This is a genomic window from Candidatus Sulfuricurvum sp. RIFRC-1, from assembly GCF_000310245.1.
Classification (GTDB): domain Bacteria; phylum Campylobacterota; class Campylobacteria; order Campylobacterales; family Sulfurimonadaceae; genus Sulfuricurvum.
In genome coordinates this window covers 395,304-414,365 of the sequence record NC_020505.1, presented here as the reverse complement: position 1 = coordinate 414,365, position 19,062 = coordinate 395,304, and the positions used below count along the sequence as shown (strand labels likewise).

General features: G+C 45.1%; 22 protein-coding genes. 8 read left to right on the top strand and 14 right to left on the bottom strand.

Going from position 1 to position 19,062, the window contains the following annotated elements; genetic code table 11:
- The first annotated feature begins 41 nt into the window (after nt 1-41).
- Complete coding sequence (locus tag B649_RS02185; RefSeq protein WP_041192375.1) at nt 42-878, top strand: prephenate dehydrogenase; 837 nt, start codon at nt 42-44, stop codon at nt 876-878.
- On the opposite strand, the gene B649_RS02180 is transcribed toward B649_RS02185, so the two are convergent.
- From B649_RS02180 to B649_RS02125, 12 genes are all read right to left on the bottom strand, one after another.
- A complete protein-coding gene (locus B649_RS02180; RefSeq protein ID WP_015652862.1) occupies nt 879-2,027 on the bottom strand; it encodes a tetratricopeptide repeat protein in 1,149 nt (382 codons plus the stop codon).
- Nucleotides 2,024-2,803 carry a hypothetical protein gene (locus B649_RS02175; protein ID WP_291750921.1) on the bottom strand — a complete coding sequence of 260 codons (780 nt, stop codon included), beginning with the start codon at nt 2,801-2,803 and terminating at the stop codon, nt 2,024-2,026. The genes B649_RS02180 and B649_RS02175 overlap by 4 nt, the downstream gene beginning before the upstream one ends.
- Nucleotides 2,751-3,146: a hypothetical protein gene (locus tag B649_RS02170; RefSeq protein ID WP_015652860.1), complete on the bottom strand. Its 396-nt coding sequence runs from the start codon at nt 3,144-3,146 to the stop codon at nt 2,751-2,753. Before B649_RS02170 ends, B649_RS02175 begins: the two co-directional genes overlap by 53 nt.
- Nucleotides 3,143-3,976: a DUF58 domain-containing protein gene (locus B649_RS02165; protein ID WP_015652859.1), complete on the bottom strand. Its 834-nt coding sequence runs from the start codon at nt 3,974-3,976 to the stop codon at nt 3,143-3,145. Before B649_RS02165 ends, B649_RS02170 begins: the two co-directional genes overlap by 4 nt.
- Nucleotides 3,976-4,923: a MoxR family ATPase gene (locus B649_RS02160; protein WP_015652858.1), complete on the bottom strand. Its 948-nt coding sequence runs from the start codon at nt 4,921-4,923 to the stop codon at nt 3,976-3,978. Before B649_RS02160 ends, B649_RS02165 begins: the two co-directional genes overlap by 1 nt.
- Complete coding sequence (locus B649_RS02155) at nt 4,920-6,032, bottom strand: BatD family protein (protein ID WP_015652857.1); 1,113 nt, start codon at nt 6,030-6,032, stop codon at nt 4,920-4,922. Before B649_RS02155 ends, B649_RS02160 begins: the two co-directional genes overlap by 4 nt.
- On the bottom strand, nt 6,013-7,539 hold the full coding sequence (locus tag B649_RS02150; RefSeq protein WP_015652856.1) for a VWA domain-containing protein: 1,527 nt from the start codon (nt 7,537-7,539) through the stop codon (nt 6,013-6,015). Before B649_RS02150 ends, B649_RS02155 begins: the two co-directional genes overlap by 20 nt.
- A complete protein-coding gene (locus B649_RS02145) occupies nt 7,536-8,447 on the bottom strand; it encodes a VWA domain-containing protein (protein ID WP_015652855.1) in 912 nt (303 codons plus the stop codon). The genes B649_RS02150 and B649_RS02145 overlap by 4 nt, the downstream gene beginning before the upstream one ends.
- Nucleotides 8,448-8,612: 165 nt before the next feature.
- The gene (locus B649_RS02140; RefSeq protein WP_015652854.1) at nt 8,613-9,341 is read right to left on the bottom strand and encodes a phosphatase PAP2 family protein; all 729 of its coding nucleotides are present in this window, start codon (nt 9,339-9,341) and stop codon (nt 8,613-8,615) included.
- The gene (locus tag B649_RS02135) at nt 9,328-10,926 is read right to left on the bottom strand and encodes a phosphoethanolamine--lipid A transferase (protein ID WP_015652853.1); all 1,599 of its coding nucleotides are present in this window, start codon (nt 10,924-10,926) and stop codon (nt 9,328-9,330) included. The genes B649_RS02140 and B649_RS02135 overlap by 14 nt, the downstream gene beginning before the upstream one ends.
- A 63-nt stretch (nt 10,927-10,989) precedes the next feature.
- Nucleotides 10,990-12,033 (bottom strand): HAMP domain-containing sensor histidine kinase, encoded by a 1,044-nt coding sequence (locus B649_RS02130; RefSeq protein WP_015652852.1) that lies wholly within the window; start codon nt 12,031-12,033, stop codon nt 10,990-10,992.
- Nucleotides 12,020-12,655: a response regulator transcription factor gene (locus tag B649_RS02125; protein ID WP_015652851.1), complete on the bottom strand. Its 636-nt coding sequence runs from the start codon at nt 12,653-12,655 to the stop codon at nt 12,020-12,022. Before B649_RS02125 ends, B649_RS02130 begins: the two co-directional genes overlap by 14 nt.
- A 131-nt stretch (nt 12,656-12,786) precedes the next feature.
- Between B649_RS02125 and chrA the strand changes: the two genes are divergently transcribed.
- Entirely contained in the window at nt 12,787-13,932 is a 1,146-nt protein-coding gene (gene chrA / locus B649_RS02120; protein ID WP_015652850.1) for a chromate efflux transporter, read from the top strand.
- Nucleotides 13,929-14,372: a hypothetical protein gene (locus B649_RS02115; RefSeq protein WP_015652849.1), complete on the top strand. Its 444-nt coding sequence runs from the start codon at nt 13,929-13,931 to the stop codon at nt 14,370-14,372. Before chrA ends, B649_RS02115 begins: the two co-directional genes overlap by 4 nt.
- Nucleotides 14,373-14,389: 17 nt before the next feature.
- On the opposite strand, the gene B649_RS02110 is transcribed toward B649_RS02115, so the two are convergent.
- Nucleotides 14,390-14,827, bottom strand: a complete 438-nt coding sequence (locus tag B649_RS02110; protein WP_015652848.1) for a cytochrome c — start codon at nt 14,825-14,827, stop codon at nt 14,390-14,392.
- A 101-nt stretch (nt 14,828-14,928) separates the two neighbouring features.
- Nucleotides 14,929-15,306, bottom strand: a complete 378-nt coding sequence (locus B649_RS02105) for a helix-turn-helix transcriptional regulator (protein ID WP_015652847.1) — start codon at nt 15,304-15,306, stop codon at nt 14,929-14,931.
- Nucleotides 15,307-15,490: 184 nt separating this feature from the next.
- Between B649_RS02105 and B649_RS02100 the strand changes: the two genes are divergently transcribed.
- The 5 genes from B649_RS02100 (at nt 15,491) to B649_RS02080 (ending at nt 19,060) form a co-directional block, all read left to right on the top strand.
- Nucleotides 15,491-15,952, top strand: a complete 462-nt coding sequence (locus B649_RS02100; protein WP_015652846.1) for a DsrE family protein — start codon at nt 15,491-15,493, stop codon at nt 15,950-15,952.
- 82 nt (nt 15,953-16,034) lie between these two features.
- On the top strand, nt 16,035-16,496 hold the full coding sequence (locus tag B649_RS02095) for a rhodanese-like domain-containing protein (RefSeq protein ID WP_015652845.1): 462 nt from the start codon (nt 16,035-16,037) through the stop codon (nt 16,494-16,496).
- A gap of 10 nt (nt 16,497-16,506) precedes the next feature.
- Nucleotides 16,507-16,860, top strand: a complete 354-nt coding sequence (locus B649_RS02090) for a DsrE family protein (protein ID WP_015652844.1) — start codon at nt 16,507-16,509, stop codon at nt 16,858-16,860.
- 32 nt (nt 16,861-16,892) lie between these two features.
- Complete coding sequence (dsbD, locus tag B649_RS02085; protein WP_015652843.1) at nt 16,893-18,671, top strand: protein-disulfide reductase DsbD; 1,779 nt, start codon at nt 16,893-16,895, stop codon at nt 18,669-18,671.
- Nucleotides 18,668-19,060 carry a DUF255 domain-containing protein gene (locus B649_RS02080; protein ID WP_015652842.1) on the top strand — a complete coding sequence of 131 codons (393 nt, stop codon included), beginning with the start codon at nt 18,668-18,670 and terminating at the stop codon, nt 19,058-19,060. Before dsbD ends, B649_RS02080 begins: the two co-directional genes overlap by 4 nt.
- Nucleotides 19,061-19,062 lie beyond the last annotated feature (2 nt).

The window sequence follows — 19,062 nt, the reverse complement described above, 5'->3', positions numbered from 1 at the left end:
AAAAGGGCTAAAATAGTGTCATTACTGCACAAAGGGCACGGATGAAGATAGGGATTGTAGGATTAGGGTTAATGGGGGGATCGATGGCGCTTGCGCTCAAACATCTCTCTTTTATCTCTTCGGTCATCGGATGCGACCATAATGAAGAGCATCAGAAAATCGCCCTGCAACGAGGATTGGTTGAGTCATTTGTAAGTTTTGAAGAGCTTAAGAAGCATTGTAATGTTATCTTTTTGGCTATTCCGGTTGACGGGGTCATCGCATTCTTGCAAAAATCAACCGATTTAGCCGGAAGTGACAAAACCTTGATCGATTTGGGAAGTACCAAAGCCCTGATCGTTGATGCTATACCCAGCGTTATTCGTCCTAATGTGGTTGCAGCCCATCCGATGACAGGAACCGAGCAGTTTGGTCCGAGTGCCGCTTTAGAAGGGCTCTATGCTGAAAAAGTAGTGGTACTGTGTGATTTGGAACACAGCGGCAATACTCAACGTGATACGGCGCTTCGCATTTTTCAAGCGATCGGTATGCAAATCCGAACGATGGGTGCGGCGCAACATGACCGCCATGCAGCCTTTATCAGCCACATGCCCCATATTATCTCGTACGCTCTCGCAAACACCGTGTTAGCCCAAGAGGAAAAAGAGAATATCCTCACCCTCGCGGCAGGGGGATTTCGTTCTATGAGCCGTCTGGCTAAAAGTTCCCCGGCGATGTGGGAAGATATTTTCCGTCAAAACCGCCAAAACGTCCTCAATGCGGTAGAACTCTTCGAGATTGAACTTCAAACTCTGAAAACTGCTCTTCAAAACGAAAATTACGCTGAACTGCGCCGTGAAATGAAAGGTGCCAACAAACTCTACGATATTTTTAAATAATCAAAGTTCAAATAGCCGCGTTTCCCGCTTCAAAGGTTTTCTCATCATCGAAATATTTGAAGTTGCCGAGGTAATAGCATTGGCACCCTTTTCTCTTCCCTTTTTTTGGAATTCAACCGTTTGAATCTTTCCGATGCTCTTCTTTAGATTATGACTGACCCGCTCCTTTAACCCCGGATCGGTCGTATAGACCCGCTCATACCAAAAGCGTGCTCGATCAAAACGTCCGCTCATGTACAGAGCATTGGCTCGGTTGTAACGCACCTGCGGAGAATCGTGTTTCATCTGATAGCGTGCGAAAAGGCGTTCACTTTTTTCATATTCTCCCCTCTCATACGCCGCTTTTGCCTCGATGAGTTCCTTAAAATCCAAAATTCCGGCATGAGCGGGTGTTAGTGAGAGGCTAAACAACAGCGCCAATGAACCGACACCCACGCTTTGACGCTTGCTCATGGACGAAAGGGCAAAAAGAATCAACGTCATAGCCAATCCCAAGGGATAAAAAAAGAGGGGAACATGCGCTTGAGCGAGGTGTATCTTTCTAAGCTCAATCAGTTTTTCATGGACGGCTGACACATCAGAGGGTGAAGAAACGATCCAAAAATCTTCCCTTTTCATCGGCGTTAAAGTCACAACAATCTTCATATCTGCATCGATTCGATGCAGTTTCTCCTCCAAAAGAGGCTTGTTGGATAGTTGCGAAGAAGGGGTTAGATGTTTAATCAATTCACTCAATATTCCTCCGTCATTACTGCGCGGTGCAATACGGTAAACGCGATCATCAAACCCTATCAGTTCAATCTTCTCTCCCAAAACGGTGTAAAGCGTTGAAAGGGCCAGAGAGCGGGTTTGATCAAAGTTTGCTCCCCCTCTATCAATCGCTAGGATAATATGAAGCTCTTTCCCCTCAATCGGCGTTGAGTCGATGATGACCGGTTGAGCCATTGCAACGATAATCAAAAGGGATGAGACGAGAAAAAGGCTATTCCGCCCCTTTAACCCCATCGTCGTCTCGGGCGCATGAAGTTTCTCGAGTACTGCTTCACTCAGCCAGCGATTTTTCAACGGTTTTTGAGTGAGCCAAAAATAAAAAAGGACTAGGGTCGGAAGCAACAGCCAGAGCAAAAATTCGGGGTGTAAAAAGCTCATGCAAGCCCCTTTTGATTACGACCGTACAGATAAAGAAGCATTGCTAAAAAACCGATAAAAAGGGGATAAATGTAGTAATACTCATAATATTTTTGCACTCTTATCACCTCAAACGGGGGGTGAGCACGATCACTCATCTCCACCCAATCTTCGTTCGGGTCGATGATACTTACTTCTACCCCAATCGGCAACGAACGGACCAACTTTTTGGGCTTCTCTGAGAGAACGAGCACCCATCCTTTCCCATCAGGGGAGGTGGAGAAAAAACGTTCAATTTCCTTGGTTATTTTTCCCTCAGAATGATCGGCAGTAAGCTGCAAAAGGATTTTTTGCAGTGCTTCATAATCGTCGCTAAGAGGGATCATAATGGGTGAAGCACCGGGAATATATAAGGCGAAGCGATCATGATTCCGTTTCTCGATGAATGATCGTATATCCCCTATCATCTCAGGATGGATCGATGCCGGGTCAAGCGCAATAAGAATATCGTATCCGCTCACCTCCTCTTTAACCTCTCGCACCGGTGACATCAGCGCGACGATAAAAAAGGAGATCATAGCCCATTTGGCAACCCACATCCAAAGAGGTGATTTTGTCTCATTCGATTCAAAAAAAAGTGTTCGGGGAAAGTAAATCGGATTGGTGCGCAACGGACACAACGCCTCGCACGCTAAAAAGAAAAAGAGGATAAATCCAAGTTTTGGGAACTGGAAATAAACGCCATCAAACATCGATAATCTCGACATAGAGACGATAATACCCCAACGTCTCCTCATCGATCATTTTCACCTGCGGGGCATATTTATACGGGGCTAACCGCTCAAAAAGGTTGTGATAAGCCTTCTCTGTCCGCTCGTTATCGGAAGCGAATACTCTTCCCAATTCAGTGATCGTATACGCGGCACGTTTGGGATCGGAAAAATCAATGGCAGAAAGTGCCATAAAGCGCTCTTTTCTCACATTTATTTTGCGTTTACGCAGCTGTTTGATCAGTGCTAAAATCAGTGCCAAAGTGACAGTAACCGTTATAATGACGACCGCAATGAAGTAATAAAGGGAATAATCGGGTATCTCAACCAGCGGTGCGATATCATTCACAGGAATATTAAGATCTTTCATACTCTCCCCTCAAACAATCGTCGCAATGTCACCACCGCATTCGCATCGGTATAGAGTTTCGTCGCCCGTACTCCCGCTTTGCGAAAGGTTTCAAATAGCTCAATATCATGGACTTTTACCCGATCACGGTAACGCTTGACACTGCGTTCATTAAAATCTCCCTCTAAAACCGCACCGCTCTCCGGATCGATCAGTGCGCTGAATCCCATAACGGCAGGGTTCTCTTCGGCACGGTCACGAACGACGATAGCGACCACTTCGTGCTTCCTAGCGAGGAGCCGCAAATCAGGAATCTCGAAAAAATCACCGATAAGGACGATGAGTGATCTGCGCTTTGTCCGCCGATAAAGCTCTTTTATCGTATGAGATAAGTCTACATGGTGATGCAATATTTCCGAATCCAACACGCTCACGGTCGCCTGCTGAACCGAAAATCGTTTTTTCGCGGGATGAATCTCACTCCGCAAATTTTCCGAAAAATTGCAATGACCGAACATATCCCCGTTAGCTACCGCCGAATATCCAATCAGCGCTACCGCTTCGGCAACACTCTCGATTTTAAACTTCTCCGATCCGAAATGAAGCCCTCCGCCCAACAATGCAACCGTGAGGACATTGAGTTCCCGCTCTTCCCGAAACACTTTGACGAACGGTTTTCCCATCTTTGCCGTCACGTTCCAGTCGATATGACGGGTATCATCGCCGCTGACGTATTCGCGCAATTCGATGAAATCATACCCCTCTCCGCGAAACATGGAGGGGTTATTTCCAATACGATCCCCGATGATCTGGCGACGGGCTTTGAGAAGAATCTGAGCGCTGTTTTTCATTAGGGAATCGGTACCGCTTTGATAATTTTCTCGATCAGCTCGTCGGTGGTGATCCCCTCCGCTTCCGCTTCATACGAGAGGACAAGACGGTGACGCATCAACTCTTTTATGACTGAGGCGATATCACTCGGAGTGACAAACTCTTTGCCGCGCAAGAAAGCAACGGCACGTACCGCTTTGAACATATCGATGCTCACACGAGGGCTTGCCCCAAACTGCAAGAACCCCTTGATCTCACCCAATCCAAACCGCTCCGGTTCACGGGTCGCGGTGACGAGGTTTATCATATATTTCTCTACCTCTTCGTCGATATGGATCGTTTTGACTCTCTCTTTGAGCTCACGCAGAGTTGAGGGGTCGATCACCGCATTGATTTCTTCACCCAGACCCGATCCGACACGTCGCGCGATGGAGAGTTCCTCTTCGGGAGTATTGTAACCGACATTGATTTTGAGCATAAAACGATCGAGCTGCGCTTCGGGAAGAGGATACACCCCCTCGTTTTCAATCGGATTCTGCGTCGCCATAACGAGAAATGGAGGGGGGAGTTTAAAACTCTCATCCCCCAGCGTCACTTGCCGCTCCTGCATCACCTCCAGCAGTGCCGATTGTACTTTTGCGGGAGCACGGTTAATCTCATCGGCGAGGAGAAGATTGGTAAAAATAGGCCCTTTTTTGATTTTAAAGCCGTTCTCTTTCGGATCGTACACCTCAGCACCCAAAATATCGCTCGGAAGCAAATCAGGGGTAAATTGCACCCGTTTAAATCCTAATCCTAACGTTTGCGAAAGAGCTTTAACCGTTGTTGTCTTTGCTAACCCCGGTATCCCCTCGATCAAAATATGCCCGTCGCACAATAATCCGATCAACAATCCGTCGATCATTTTTTCCTGTCCGACGACGACTTTTGAGACTTCGGAGCGTATTTGATTAATTACATTTATCATTTTGTCACCTTTTTATCTGTTGTAAGATTACCCAGTTTCTTTTTAGCTTCACTTAATTCCATTCTTCCCGCTTCAACTTCACCGATAATGGTTTCAAAACGCTTTTCTCCCGAAAGGGACAGGAAGATCACCAACTCTTTGGATGTTTTCGCATCATCGTAAAAATGCTTTGTCTTTCTCCGTGGACGTAATTTCCATAGCCGCCGTGCCACTTCGCCCAGCACGATTCCTGCTATCACAAGTGCCGAATAAAGGGTATAACGCATCCATCCGCTCCAATCACGCAAAGCAGGAGGGTCAAGGAGGTTGGATCGCTCATACCCCTGTGCCACTTCGATCGCAACCGCTTCGCTTTTGAGCCGTTTGATTTTTTGACTCTGTGTGTCAAACACATCGATGGTAAATTTGGGAATCACAAAACTCTTCTCACCCACAAGGGCAAATTCCTGACGTATCTCCCCCGAAAAACCTGCCGAATCGGGAAAGATATCTCGTGTCGGTTCTTCGGCAAAAACATTGACGCCGCTGATATTAAATTCATAAGGGACGTACTGATCGAGATTTCCCTTCCCTCGAAGATAGAGGCTCACATGAACCGGCTCATGAGCGACGACACTGCGTTTATCGACCCTTACTTCCAACTCCAGCTCACCGCTGAGTGCCGCGCTGTTAGGTTTGACACGGATAATGATTTTCGGCAGATGCGCGGTTTCATCATCAAAATCGTATTTTTTGACGTTATCCCGCCCGATCGAAGCATTTTCGATCGATGCAAAGGTCGTATGACGGATCAACGCATCAAGTGCCACCTCGATATTTCCCTCTTTCAAAGGGGTAATCAACACATCAAACGTCTGTACCCGTTTTCCCTTAATGATCTGATCACGCTGGGTCAGAATAGAGGCTTTATAGGTTTCTGTAGCGGAGGGTTTAAAATCAATCGTATAATCCGCCGCACTGGTAGAAAAAGTACATTGATAGCGAACTACCCCGCTTTGGTTCACATAAAGGCTCTGAGGTGCTTCGAGCATTTTCCACTCATACGCCGCTCCCCATCCGTTTACACTGATTATTATCAGCGCGATCAGCCTACCAAGGCTTCGTTTCATGGACACTCCTTTGGTTGATCAATTCATACTGTTTGGAACTGAGTGACGCTTTCCCCTGAGACGTTGAAAAACGGGGATCTGCCTGCGCTTTTTTACCCGCATCTCCCGCACCGGAGGAGGCAATATCACTTTGCATATTCGATCCTCCCCCCTCTTTCCCTTTTTTACCCTCACCTGTCGGTTTGTTCTCATCGGAAGAGAATTTATCTTTTTGCTCTTTACGGACATTGAGACTTTTTTGCTCTTGCGCACGTGCAATCGCGCGAAGATTCTGATCGGCTTCTCGGCTATAGCTCAGGGTAAGCGATTTGAGCAGAGCGTTACGACCGTTTTCAAACTCACTGAGTCGGATATGACAATTGCCCATATTATAAAATACCTTCGATTTGAACAAAGAATCTTCCGAACGGATGGTGCGGTAAAGAGCCAACGCCTCCTGATATTTTCCCGCTTTGTAGAGAGCATTGGCACGATTGAACTTGCTATGCTCCGAATCAATCCGTCCATACCACTGCGCCGAATGCTCATAATTTCCGCGAGAATACTCATATTTCCCTAATGTTTGATAGGGATAATCGAGCAACCCCGCATTAGCACTGATCCCTGCCAGCGCGAGCAAAGGGATAAGAGCTTTGCTCACCCTCTCCCCTACACTCGTATACCCCAGCACAAAAGCGATCAGCGCTAAAACCAGAGGGAAATAAAAGAGTTCACTATAACGTGTTACGGTCGTAGAACCCGCAAAATCTACACTCCGCTCCCGCTCGATCCACTCGATCACACTCGTTACATCGGCTCCATCGATCACTTTCCCCCCGCTTTGTTCCGCTATGAGATTAATCGCATCGTTACGTGAACTCACGACGATATGACCATCCTCATCTTTGAGTGAACCGTTCTCAGATGGGAGGGTGCTCCCCTGCGCTGAAGCGAGCATCACGACACACACCTTCAGACCGTTTTCCTCCGCATACGCGGACTCTTTCTCATAGGAGAGTTCATCCCCTCCGTCACTAAAGAGGACGACGAGCGGACGCTGGGCATGGGACATTTTACGAGCAAGCTCCAACGCACTCATCACCTCCGTCCCTTTGGTGATGATCTGCGACTCATCGAGTGAGGCAAACAGATGTGTGAGCAGTTCGGTATCTTTGGTCAATGGAGAGAGGATAATCGCACTCGTCGTATGGGCAAGCACCCCGAAGCGATCTTTTTTATCCCTCTCTACGATTTGGTGCAACACCCTCTTCGCCGCATCCAACCGAGTGGGTGCTATGTCAGTCGCCCTCATCGAGTAGGAGACATCGACGGCTAAAATAACATCACTTCCCGCCTCTTCAACCGTGATCGGTTTTTCGGGGATGACCGGACGGGTCAGGGAGAGGATCAAAAAGAGGAGACTCACCATCAGCCAAATCTGTGTATGCCAACCATAACGGCGCGCACCCCAGAGATAGAGGGGAAGAAGGATAAGGGCGATGAGCCATAACGGGGTGAGGAAACTCATCCTTTTACCCTCCGTCGCCACATTAGCCACATCACGATCACCAACGCCCCCGCCACCGCATACTGGTAATAGTGCTCGAAAAAGGTGTGCTCAGCACTTTTGATACGGGATCTCTCTAATGCATCGATCTGATTGTACACCTCACGCAATTCTTTCTCATTTGCCGCCGCAAAATATTCCCCTCCGCCATCACGCGCCATTTGCGCCAAGAGCTTGCTGTCAAATTCCCCTTTTTCGCCGATCCCGATGGTATAGAGTTTTATCCCCGCTTTGTGTGCCATCACTACTGCCTCTTTGGGAGAGATCGCACCGCTGTTATGCTCTCCGTCGGTGAGAAGAATAATCACCTTACTCTTGGCTTTGGAATCCTTCAGTGCCCGAACGGCTTGGGCTACACCCTCGCCGATGGCCGTATTCTGCCCCGCCATCCCGTGGCTGAGATAACCGATCATCTCGGAGATGATCTCTTTTTCATAGGTCACAGGGGTCGCGATAAAGGCAAAATCCCCGAACACCACCACTCCGACGTTGTCTTCACGCCGTTTCATGACGAAATCACGTGCGATTTTTTGGACGATCTCAAACCGTGTCGCGCGGCTCTCATCGCTCGAAAATCCCGAAGCGTTCATCGATCCGCTGGCATCGAGAGAGAGGACGATGTCGATCCCGTTACGGTTACGCGGATCGGAGTAATCGACCACTACGGGAGTTGCCAATGCCCCCACCATGAGCGTCACAACAAGTGCCTTGAGAAGCCATTCGATGTTTCTCCATTTTCCCGGATTGCCGAAAAATTGCAGATGGGGAAAGTACCGTTTTTGGGGAATGATTTTACAGCGGTATAGGCAATAGAGGAGTGGAGGAAGCGCTAAAAATGCCCATGCAAAATCAAATGACCAGATATTCATAAATGGGATTATACCTTTTCGTTTCTTACTTCTTTTGAGATCATACCTCTAAAATATCATATACCCTAATATCTCAGTTACGCTTTATTCTATAAAATTTTCAAATAAGTTCTGGAACTTTAACCAAAAAACATTAACGTAGTATTAGTACAATACCTACGTTGATTATTGTTTCACCTTCTCATCCAGTTTTAACCTCATTGCTTCGTTCTCTTGCGGAAAATAGCGATCTACACGCCTCACAATAAGTAAAATAATAAGCCATCCCATCACCATTGCGATAATGGTATGACTAAGGAAATGATCCCCTTTTAAAATTTTATACCACCCCATGCTCCATGCAATACTCAAAGAAATTACGAGTGCTGTATATCTTTGTTGTCGTGTTCTGGCAATAACAATCAACGCTAAAAGAGAAAATCCAAAACTAGCATGTCCCGCAGGCCAGCAACGAATTTTACTTTTTTGACAGAAATCAGCAGGGTAAGAATCAAAAACACCGATATGCGGGTACTCTCCTCCATACATTTGCCAATCTCTCGGGCATGGTACATTCGTGATAGTTTTGAGTGTGACAATCGTCATTGGGACAAAAATACCTGAAAGGACCAAAATAATAATTTCACGACGGTAGTGTTTAATCCATTTATTCTTATACGCAATCAACAACGAGATCAAAAGAATCGAATACATAAAGATCAGCAATTTTTTAATACCGTCATACAAAATGAAATCCAGCCAAGGCCGTTCTCCTCGAACAATGATCCACTCATGTGTTTGTAAATTAAAAAAATGGTTTTGAACCCACGTATCGATATTTCCGTTTATACCAAATAATGCAATTGTTCCTATCAAAATACCAGAAACAAGGAAAATAGATTTAGCGGAGACCATGAAAGATATCCAATTCAGCCTGATAAACAGAAGTTTTCACTTCCATTGCGTTTAATAACGTATGAAATAGATGATCATGCGTATAAGGGTGTGCCGCTCTTTTTTTTAATTTTGCTTTATCTATCCCAAAATGATCCCCGATCCACATGATCATTGGAACTTTTTTCTGAGCATCGGGAGCAATCGCATAAGGAAATCCGTGTAAATAGAGACCGTTTTCCCCCAATGATTCTCCATGGTCGCTCACATAAATCATGGCAGGATCAAATTCACCGTCATATTTTTTCAAGAAATTGATGGTTTTAGCTAGAAAAGCATCGGTATAAAGAATTGCATTATCATACGCGTTGACAATCTCTGCTTGCGAACATTGTTCCAACTGATTGGTCTTGCATACAGGGGTAAACTTTTCATACTCTTTGGGATAGCGTTTGTGATAGGCAGGACCATGATTACCCATTTGATGCAACACAATGAGAATATCCCCTTTTGGATGTGCTTTGATGTATTCATCTAAACCGTATAACATCCCCTCATCACGGCACTCTCCATCCTCACAAAGCGGATTTCTCTCCGGCGTTTTAAAATCTTCATATTGTGCCCGTACCGCTACCCCTTTGGAATCAGAATTATTGTCACGCCACAATACATTCACACCGATATGATGACTTAAAATATCAATAATATTTTCCGTATTTTTTGCTTTATCTCCATCATAGTCCTCTCTCCCTAAAGCAGAAAACATACAGGGTACCGATACTGCCGTTTCTGTACCGCATGAAGAAACATCGGTAAAATTGATAATATCTTCTTCTCTGAGCAACGGATTGGTTTCTTGCGCATATCCATTCAATGAAAAATGATCCGCACGTGCCGCTTCACCAACCACTACTATGACTAAATCCCGACCTGTATGCCCCATGGGAATCGACGCATCTTCTCCAATATGCATCAACTCACGATATTCATATTTAAAAAGCTCGAAAACATACTTTCCCATCGAATAGAGCGGATAGGCAGGATTTGTATAATACCGCAATGGCTTGTGCTCTCTAAAAAACGACGTATAAAATTTACTAAACGCAAACATTACGACCACAAGCAATACCATTATCCCCACAACCGTTTTGGCATCACGTATTAACTGCCCTCGAAGCGGCAAGAAAACAATTTCCGTCTTAACTAAAATCCACGAAGGCACTATTCCTAAAAATCCTATATACAGAACCATTTTTAGACTGAGTAAATCTGCCGATTCATTCACATTCGTCTGAAATATATTGGTAATCATATGAGTATCCACAACGATATTGTAAGTATCCATAAAATAGGCAACCGATGATGTAAGGATGAGGAGAAATGTTAATAGGGGTTTAAAGAGCCATCGATTGCTCAAAAGTGTCAATAAAATGACGCTAACGCCATACAGAACAATTGCCAATGAAATAATCGGGAGAGTGTTCGCCCACGAAAGCGGATAAACCTCTAGGACGTTCTTAAAAAAAGCGATATTTGCAAAAACAACCCAAAAAAGTGCTGTCCAAAAAATAATAGTGCTACTCTTTAGCGGTTTAATCAATGTCATACGTTTTTAGTGCTCCATCGTATCGATTTGATGGAACTCTAACCAAAAAGCATTAACGAAGTATTAGCGTAAAAAATGTATTCTCACATGCGTCCCTATCCCTTTTTGGCTCTCTATCTCTATCGCAATACCGACTCTATCGGCGAGGGTTTTGACGATATGCAGACCCATCCCCAGTCCCCTTTCGCTCTCTTTATAAAAACGGTGAAAAACTTTGTCGAGATGTTTGATCCCGATCCCCGTATCAATGATCTCTATGGAGGTTTGATCGTATCGAATGCTAACCTGACCGTTTGGATGATTGTATTTGCAGGCATTAGAGAGAAGATTGTCGATGATTCTCATTAAAATATCGCGATTTATCTTCACACTCACCTCATCTTGCCGCTCTATTATCAAAGTCAAAGAGGGATAAAGGTTTTGAAAATACCCTCTGCGTTCTTGCAAAAACGTATCCAATCGCACCGCTTCTTGCTCCAGTGGAAGCTCACGATACAATACTTCGAGATTTTTGTACAAACCGCTAACCGTTTGACCGCTGAGATAGATACGTTCAATCTCCTCATCGGCGTATTTACGTTTTAAAAGCTGCGCGTTGAGTAATATAGAGGTGATAGGGGTATTGAGATCGTGAATGATATCTTTCAAAAAATCTTCCATAATAGCTATCGTCTGCCGCATAGGAGAGAGGGTATAGTGAGCAAATCCCCCCGCGAGTAAGGCGATGATCACCATCATCACCATAAACACGATAATCACTTTTTGCTCTTCGCCCTCCATAAATCGGAGATATTGCTCATGCGGATAGGTCACCTTGATCATTTTTTCACGCGGGTTTTCAGACCATGGAAAGAGTGCATACACGGCACCTTTTTCCACGACCAACGTATGCATCGTTGCCGTCTTATCCATCGGCAGGATGGCGTAACTAAAATTATCACCCCTCAGCGAGTAACTAAAAGCATCCATTTCACCGAGTATATGAAGATCATAAAAGCGTTTTTGCTCATTATGATATAACCATAGGGCAATAGCACTGATCGTTAAAAGTGCTCCGAAAAAAATAGCAAATGATTTAACAAACGATTCTTTCTCATGTCGATTCAAGGCGGTATCCTACACTTCTGATATTGCTCACGCGCATGTTCAATTTATGTTTCAAGTGGGTGATATGCACCCGTAATGCCGCATCGGAGGGTTTTTCCATAATCTCGTAAAACGACTCTTTGGAAACCGTACGATCCACACTCTGTATCAACAGGGCAAACACCATCCGCTCAACCGGAGAGAGATCGCATTCCACTCCATTTTTATAAACCGCTCTACTGAGAGGTTCAAATACAATATCTCCATACACAACGCTTTGATTTTTCCGTTTTAACACAGCTCGTATCCGAATCAGAAACTCATCCAAATCAAAAGGCTTTTTGATGTAATCATTCGCTCCTGATTCAAACCCCTGCGATACCGATTGAATATCGCTTAGAGCCGTGATAAAAAAAGCTACCGTTTCATCACCCGATTTTCTCAACTCGCGCAATACTTCAAAACCGTTGGATTCGGGGACATTCACATCAAACAAATACAAATCGAACGGATACGCAAAGGTCAAATCATACGCTTCACGAGCATTGGTCGCTTTAGAGACTTCGTACCCTTCACTGTGTAAAATAGTAATGATCGTTTGAGACAATATCTCATCATCTTCCAAAAGTAAAATCTTTGCCATCACCTTCTCATCCATTCCAAAACATTACACCATTGTAGCATTTTAAAAGTTCTGTGCTTTTAGCATCAAAATACTAATGCTTCCTTAACGTATTTACGGTACAGTTCTTCAAAACAGATTAAAGAGGGGTTATGAGGGTAGTTGAGATTTTTTGGAGATTTTTTCTCCTTGGACTGGTGAGTTTCGGGGGTCCCGCAGCTCATATCGGCTACTTTCACACCCTTTTTGTCCAAAAGCTCAGATGGCTAGACGACTCCGCTTATGCTCGGCTCATCGCCCTAAGCCAGTTTCTCCCCGGCCCCGGATCGAGCCAAATCGGATTTGCGATAGGACTCCAGCGTGCCGGAATCATCGGCGCAATTGCTGCTTTTATCGGGTTTACCGCCCCCTCATTTACACTGATGTACACTTTAGCCACCCTAGAGTTCGAATCAACGGATATTTTTACGGGGGTGATTCATGGCTTAAAACTGGTTGCCGTTGTGGTCGTTGCCGATGCTGTCCTTTCGATGTACCGTACCTTTTGTGCCTCTACTGCATCCCTTTCACTCGCTCTGCTTAGCGCCGTTGTGTTGTGGCTTTACCCCTCATTATGGGTTCAGATGGGGGTGTTGATCGTTGCGGCGTTGATCGGAGCATCTGTGCTCAAAGGTGAACCAAAACCCCTGGTAACCTCTCATACCAAACCCGCCCTCTTCCCTTTGATACTCTTTATGGTTCTTTTTGTAGGATTGCCTTTCCTTGCCAACACCTCTGTCTGGATAGGACTCTTCAACACCTTTTACCAAAGCGGCAGTCTCGTATTCGGCGGGGGGCATGTCGTTCTCCCTTTGCTACAGCAATCACTCGGAGATACTATTTCTACGGAGCGTTTCTTGTTCGGTTACGCGAGTGCGCAGGCAGCCCCTGGACCGATGTTTACCTTTGCGACCTTTTTGGGAGCCGATCTCTCCCCCGCCTCGCCGCTTTTGGGTGCATTGATCGCGACTCTGGCGATCTTCCTCCCCGGATTTTTACTCGTACTGGGGCTGTATAATACATGGGAATCCCTCTCATCCCGTCCACGTATCGCCGGAGCTGCGGCAGGAATCAATGCCGCTGTCGTCGGACTCCTAGTAGCGGCACTTTACAATCCGGTCTTTAACAGCGCAGTTTTTTCCCCTATCGATATGGCAATTGTTTTGATGGGCTTCTTTCTATTACGGGTTGTAAAAATTCCCATCATTGGGGTCATTGCCGTTATCTCAATTATCTCTGTGTCTAGGAATCTATTATGAAACAGCTTATCTTAATTGCCCTCACTACCCTCTCCCTCTACGGTGCCAGCTATTCAACCACCTCCAACTGGCTCATCGATCTCAATACCACCCCTACACAGATGGAAGCGATCCAAAAACAATTTCGGGGGTTTGATACGGCGATGATGGAAGTGGGATATCGCTATGAAGCGACGAAAAAAGCGATTAAGCAGGGCAACTATCCTCTTGCATTGTATCATTGGGAGAAAATCAAAACGGCTATCGATAACGGAACCATTCGCCGTCCTGCACGAAAATCATCTGCCGAAACATTCTTTTTTGAAGAAATTTATCCTCAGTTTCGCGATGCACTCCGTACCAATGACACCACAAAAATCCATGCACTATTTGAGCAGGTCAAACCCTCATGCAATGGTTGCCATGCGGATCAAAAAGTAGAATTTATCGTGATTGAATAACGTATTCAATCACCGTTTTACTGTTTGAATGTACTATGACAGAGGACGCATCCATTCAAAACTTTTTCCAAAGCCATCATCGATTTTTTATTATCTTTTGTTTTTAATGTTTGAGCGAGAGCATCTGCCGATTTGTGAAAGGTAACTCCCATTTGTTCAAACGATTGATTTTTAAAGCTTCCGCACATCGAATTTTTCTCCAGTGTTAGTCCCAGTTTTTCTGATGCTATGACAGAGGCTTCATCATATTTTGCGCTATTCATGAGTTGCACGATTTCGGATATTGCCGCTAAATGTTCCCGCATATTCGATAGTTGATGCGCTCCTTGCATCGTCCCTTTTATCCCTAAAGATTGTCGGCTGTCGTCCTCTTGCATCATCTTCATATCCATCGCAAAAATCGATTGGTTAAAAGTGAGTATCATAAGAGATACCGCAAGTATTTTTATTTTCATCGTAAACTCCGTATTTAATAGTGAGCGCAGTTTAGCATAATGCTAAGGGGGGATAATTTAATCAATTATTAACGAACTCATTGTCCTGCAATGCATTTCTCTCATTTCACCGTGAGAGTATCACCGAAAAAAAGTTCTCGGTTATTGTCAAAATTCGTGACCAAGGTTTGAAAACACCCTGCCATTTCTCGGATCGTTTCGATGTTCGGCTCGATATAGACTTTATTCCCTTTTTTCTCAACCGTGATGATCTTTGCCTCTTTCAGCTCTTTGATGTGAGCCGAAATGGTCGGAAGAGAAAAACTAAAATGTTCCGCGATGGTACTGACACACGTAGCGATGGGGTTGACCTCAACACCGGGCTGTTTTTTGTCCAACGAACAAGCATATCCACCCGTAAAGACATTTTTAAAAATCAAAAAGCGGGTCTCATTACTGAGCGCTTTAAAGATTTTGAGTTTTTGTTCCATATCTAACATTGACACCCTTTTGGCACATACTGATTGTATTGTGAATGAAAAATTATAGCACGTAAGAGTCTATTAGGAAATTAGCTAAATAAAATTACTGAATTTAGTATTTAGCTAATTAGGTATTTACATTATTTTTACACTTATTCATTAAAATGCACTATCTAAAATTTTTATCATTCAAAGGATTACTATGAAAAAATGGTTACTCACACTCGCCCTTTGCGGAATGCTATTCGCCGAAGAAGGGGTTAAACAAGTTGTTTTCGATTTGAAAACCGGAGATATCACAACGTTTGAAAAAAAAGTATTGCAAGGGATCGCCTATCATAAAGCTCATTATGAGGGGAAACTCGAAAAGCTCGATGTCGCCGTTGTTATCCATGGCGATGCCTACAAATTTTTCATCAAAGATTTAAAAAACTCCCCGTATAAAAACGACGCTTCCCTTGCAAAAGCACATGAAGATCTCAGCAAGAGGATTGCAACAATGGCAAATACCTATGAGGTAGAATTTTTAATGTGTGAAGCAACGATGAGAACACTCAAAATCGATCAAAGCAATGTGTATGATTTCGTCAAAATGACCCCAAACTCCACTATCGGGCTGATCGACAAACAAAACGAACATTTTGCTTATATCCCGATTCATTGAGCCTTGACATAGAGTTATAATTGTACTATGATATCGGAACTTAGCTATTTAGCTAATAACATAATAATATCGGGGTATCCAAATGAAGTTAAAAGAAATTCTATTGATAGCAGCGTTGATAACAAGTTCATCGTTGATGGCAGGTCAAGCAGAGTCCGAAAAACTGATTAGCGCGGCGAAAGCTGAAGCGGGTGAAATGGCACCGAAACAACTCAAAGAGCTGTTGGATGCTGAAAAGAAAGTTATCGTTATGGATGTTCGCGAGGAAAATCAGCGTGCAGAGGGTGAAATTTACGCACCCAGCACGATGGCGATCACACGCGGAAATCTCGAATTTGAAGTGCTCAATAAAATCAAAGACAAAAATGCGCTGATCGTCACCTATTGCCGTGGCGGAAGCCGTGGAGCGTTAGCCGCTCAAACCCTAAAAAAACTGGGATACGTCAATGCGACCAACCTCAAAGGGGGTCTTAAAGGGTGGGCGGAAGAAGGTTATCCGATTGAGACAGGCTTAGGAGTTACTCTCCTCACCAAAGAGCAATAAGGAGACGATTATGACAACAATTATCCTCAATCACCAACCCTATGACGGTTCCGATGTGACGTGGAATGCTCTGCGTCTGGCAAAAACGCTTCATAAAAACGGTGAAGCGGTCAATATTTTTTTGATGAACGATGCGGTCGATCTCGCTCGCGACATCATTAAAAAACCCGAAAGCTACGATCACGATTTGGTCGATATGCTCAAAAAGCTCTATGAAGAGGGGATTTCCCTCCAAGCCTGCGGAACGTGCAACGCCCGATGCGGACTTTTTAAAAATCAGCCCTATTTCGATGAGAGCGTTTCCTCGACAATGCAGATACTTGCCGATTGGGTTATCCAAAGCGATAAAGTATTAACATTTTAAACGGACTGAACTATGCAAAAGGGATACTATAGATGAAATATATCATTATGTTTTTGTTGATTTTCAACAGTTTTGTGTTTGCTGAACCCAAATTCCTCATGCCCGAAGAGGCGTTTCAGGCAACTGCCCATCTGAAAAAAAGATGTACGATCAACGCCACGATAGAGTTGGGTCACGATATCTATCTCTACCAATCCAAAGTAAGCGCAAAAATCGTCGAGAAAAACAGCGGTATCATCATCGACCGCCTCGTTCTCCCCGAAGGAGTCGATCATGACGGCGAAAAAGTCTATCTGACCTCTCCCTCTATCGATATCGCATTGGCGAAGACGAGAGAACTGGATGAGATCGTTCCGATATCGCTCGTGCTGAGCTATCAAGGGTGTTCGGAACAGGGATTGTGCTACGAGCCGATGGAGACGACATTCAATTTCGACATAGAAACCTCGGCACTGGTTCTCAAAGAAGCCACTCCCGCTGCACCTAAAAAAAGCCCGATCACCGTCTCTGAAACCGACCAAATCACCCAAACGTTTATCGAGGGGAACGTACCGCTCATCCTGCTGACCTTTTTTACGTTCGGCCTGCTCCTCTCTCTGACCCCATGTATTTTTCCGATGATTCCGATCCTCTCCTCGATCATTGTCGCACAAGGCAAAAACATGAATGCCAGACGGGGGTTCACCCTTTCACTGGTGTACGTCCTCTCTATGTCAGTTGCCTATACGATTGCCGGAGTATTAGCGGGACTTTTCGGCGGGAATATCCAAATCGCGATGCAAAATCCGTGGGTTATTTCAACGTTTGCCCTCCTTTTCGTAGGCCTTGCCGTCTCCATGTTCGGATACTTTAAAATCGGCCTTCCTACCTCATGGCAGACCAAGCTCACCAAATCTTCCGAAAAGGCCAGCTCCAAAGGCGGCTACATCGGAGTCGCCATCATGGGCTTTTTATCGGCATTGATCGTAGGACCCTGCGTTGCCCCTCCGCTTGCGGGTGCCCTCGTCTACATCGGTCAAAGCGGCAATGCGCTCCTCGGCGGTGCGGCACTCTTCGTCCTCAGTATCGGAATGGGATTACCATTGCTGTTGATCGGAACGGGCGCGGGCAAATACATGCCTCGACCGGGAGGATGGATGGATACGGTATCCCATATCTTCGGTGTCGTGATGCTCGCTATCGCCATCTGGATGCTGGGGCGTATCCTCCCTCCAACGGTTTCCATGTTCCTTTGGGCGGCATTGCTCATCATCGTCTCCATCTATCTGGGAGCGCTCGAATCACTCCAAGGGCATCATAAAGGGATAAAACCGTTTCTCAAAGGGGTGGCGATTATGATGCTCACCTACGGGCTGATCCTCTTTTACGGCGCACTCAAAGGAGAGACAAATCCCCTCGCTCCGATTTCAGCAGAAGCCCCAAGCGCTTTGAACGAAAAAACAGCTTCCGCTTTAGCGTTTAAAACGATCCACTCTGCCGAAGAGCTCGATGCGATATTGGCTGAGAGCAAAGGGAAGAAAGTGATGCTCGATTTCTACGCCGACTGGTGCAGTTCGTGCAAAGAACTCGATGCAATTACGTTTAAAGACCCCGCTGTGATACAATCACTGAATGATTATGTTTTAGTGCGTGCCGATGTAACGGCAGACAGTGAAGCCGAAAAAGCGCTGACCAAACGGTTCGGATTATTCGGCCCTCCGGCCATGATCTTTTTCGATGAGAGCGGGACAGTGATCCAAGGCGGTGATCTCATCGGATTCAAAAATGCCGAAGACTTTTTATCCCACCTTAAAACTTTGGAGACAAAATGAAAAAAATCCTCTTGGCCCTCTTACTTATCAGCAGTTCACTCTTCGCCGAACTCGATTGGGCACCTTCGTATGAGAAGGGGTTGGAACAGGCTAAAAAAGAGCATAAAATACTAATGCTGATGTTCTCAAAAAAAACGTGCAAAATGTGCAACATTATGAAAAAAAGTGTCTATGAAAACGACGACGTTGCCGAATATGTCAAAAACTTTTTTATTCCCGTGGAGATCGATGTCGAGGTGTATCCTGACAAATACGGCTATCAAGTCATCGGTACCCCGACCTATTATTTTCTGGACTCCAACGGCAAACAGATCGGACGGATGATGGTCGGCGGTGCCACCGCAGAGGGATTCTTACAAAAACTCAAAGACGTAAAACAAGGTAAATAATC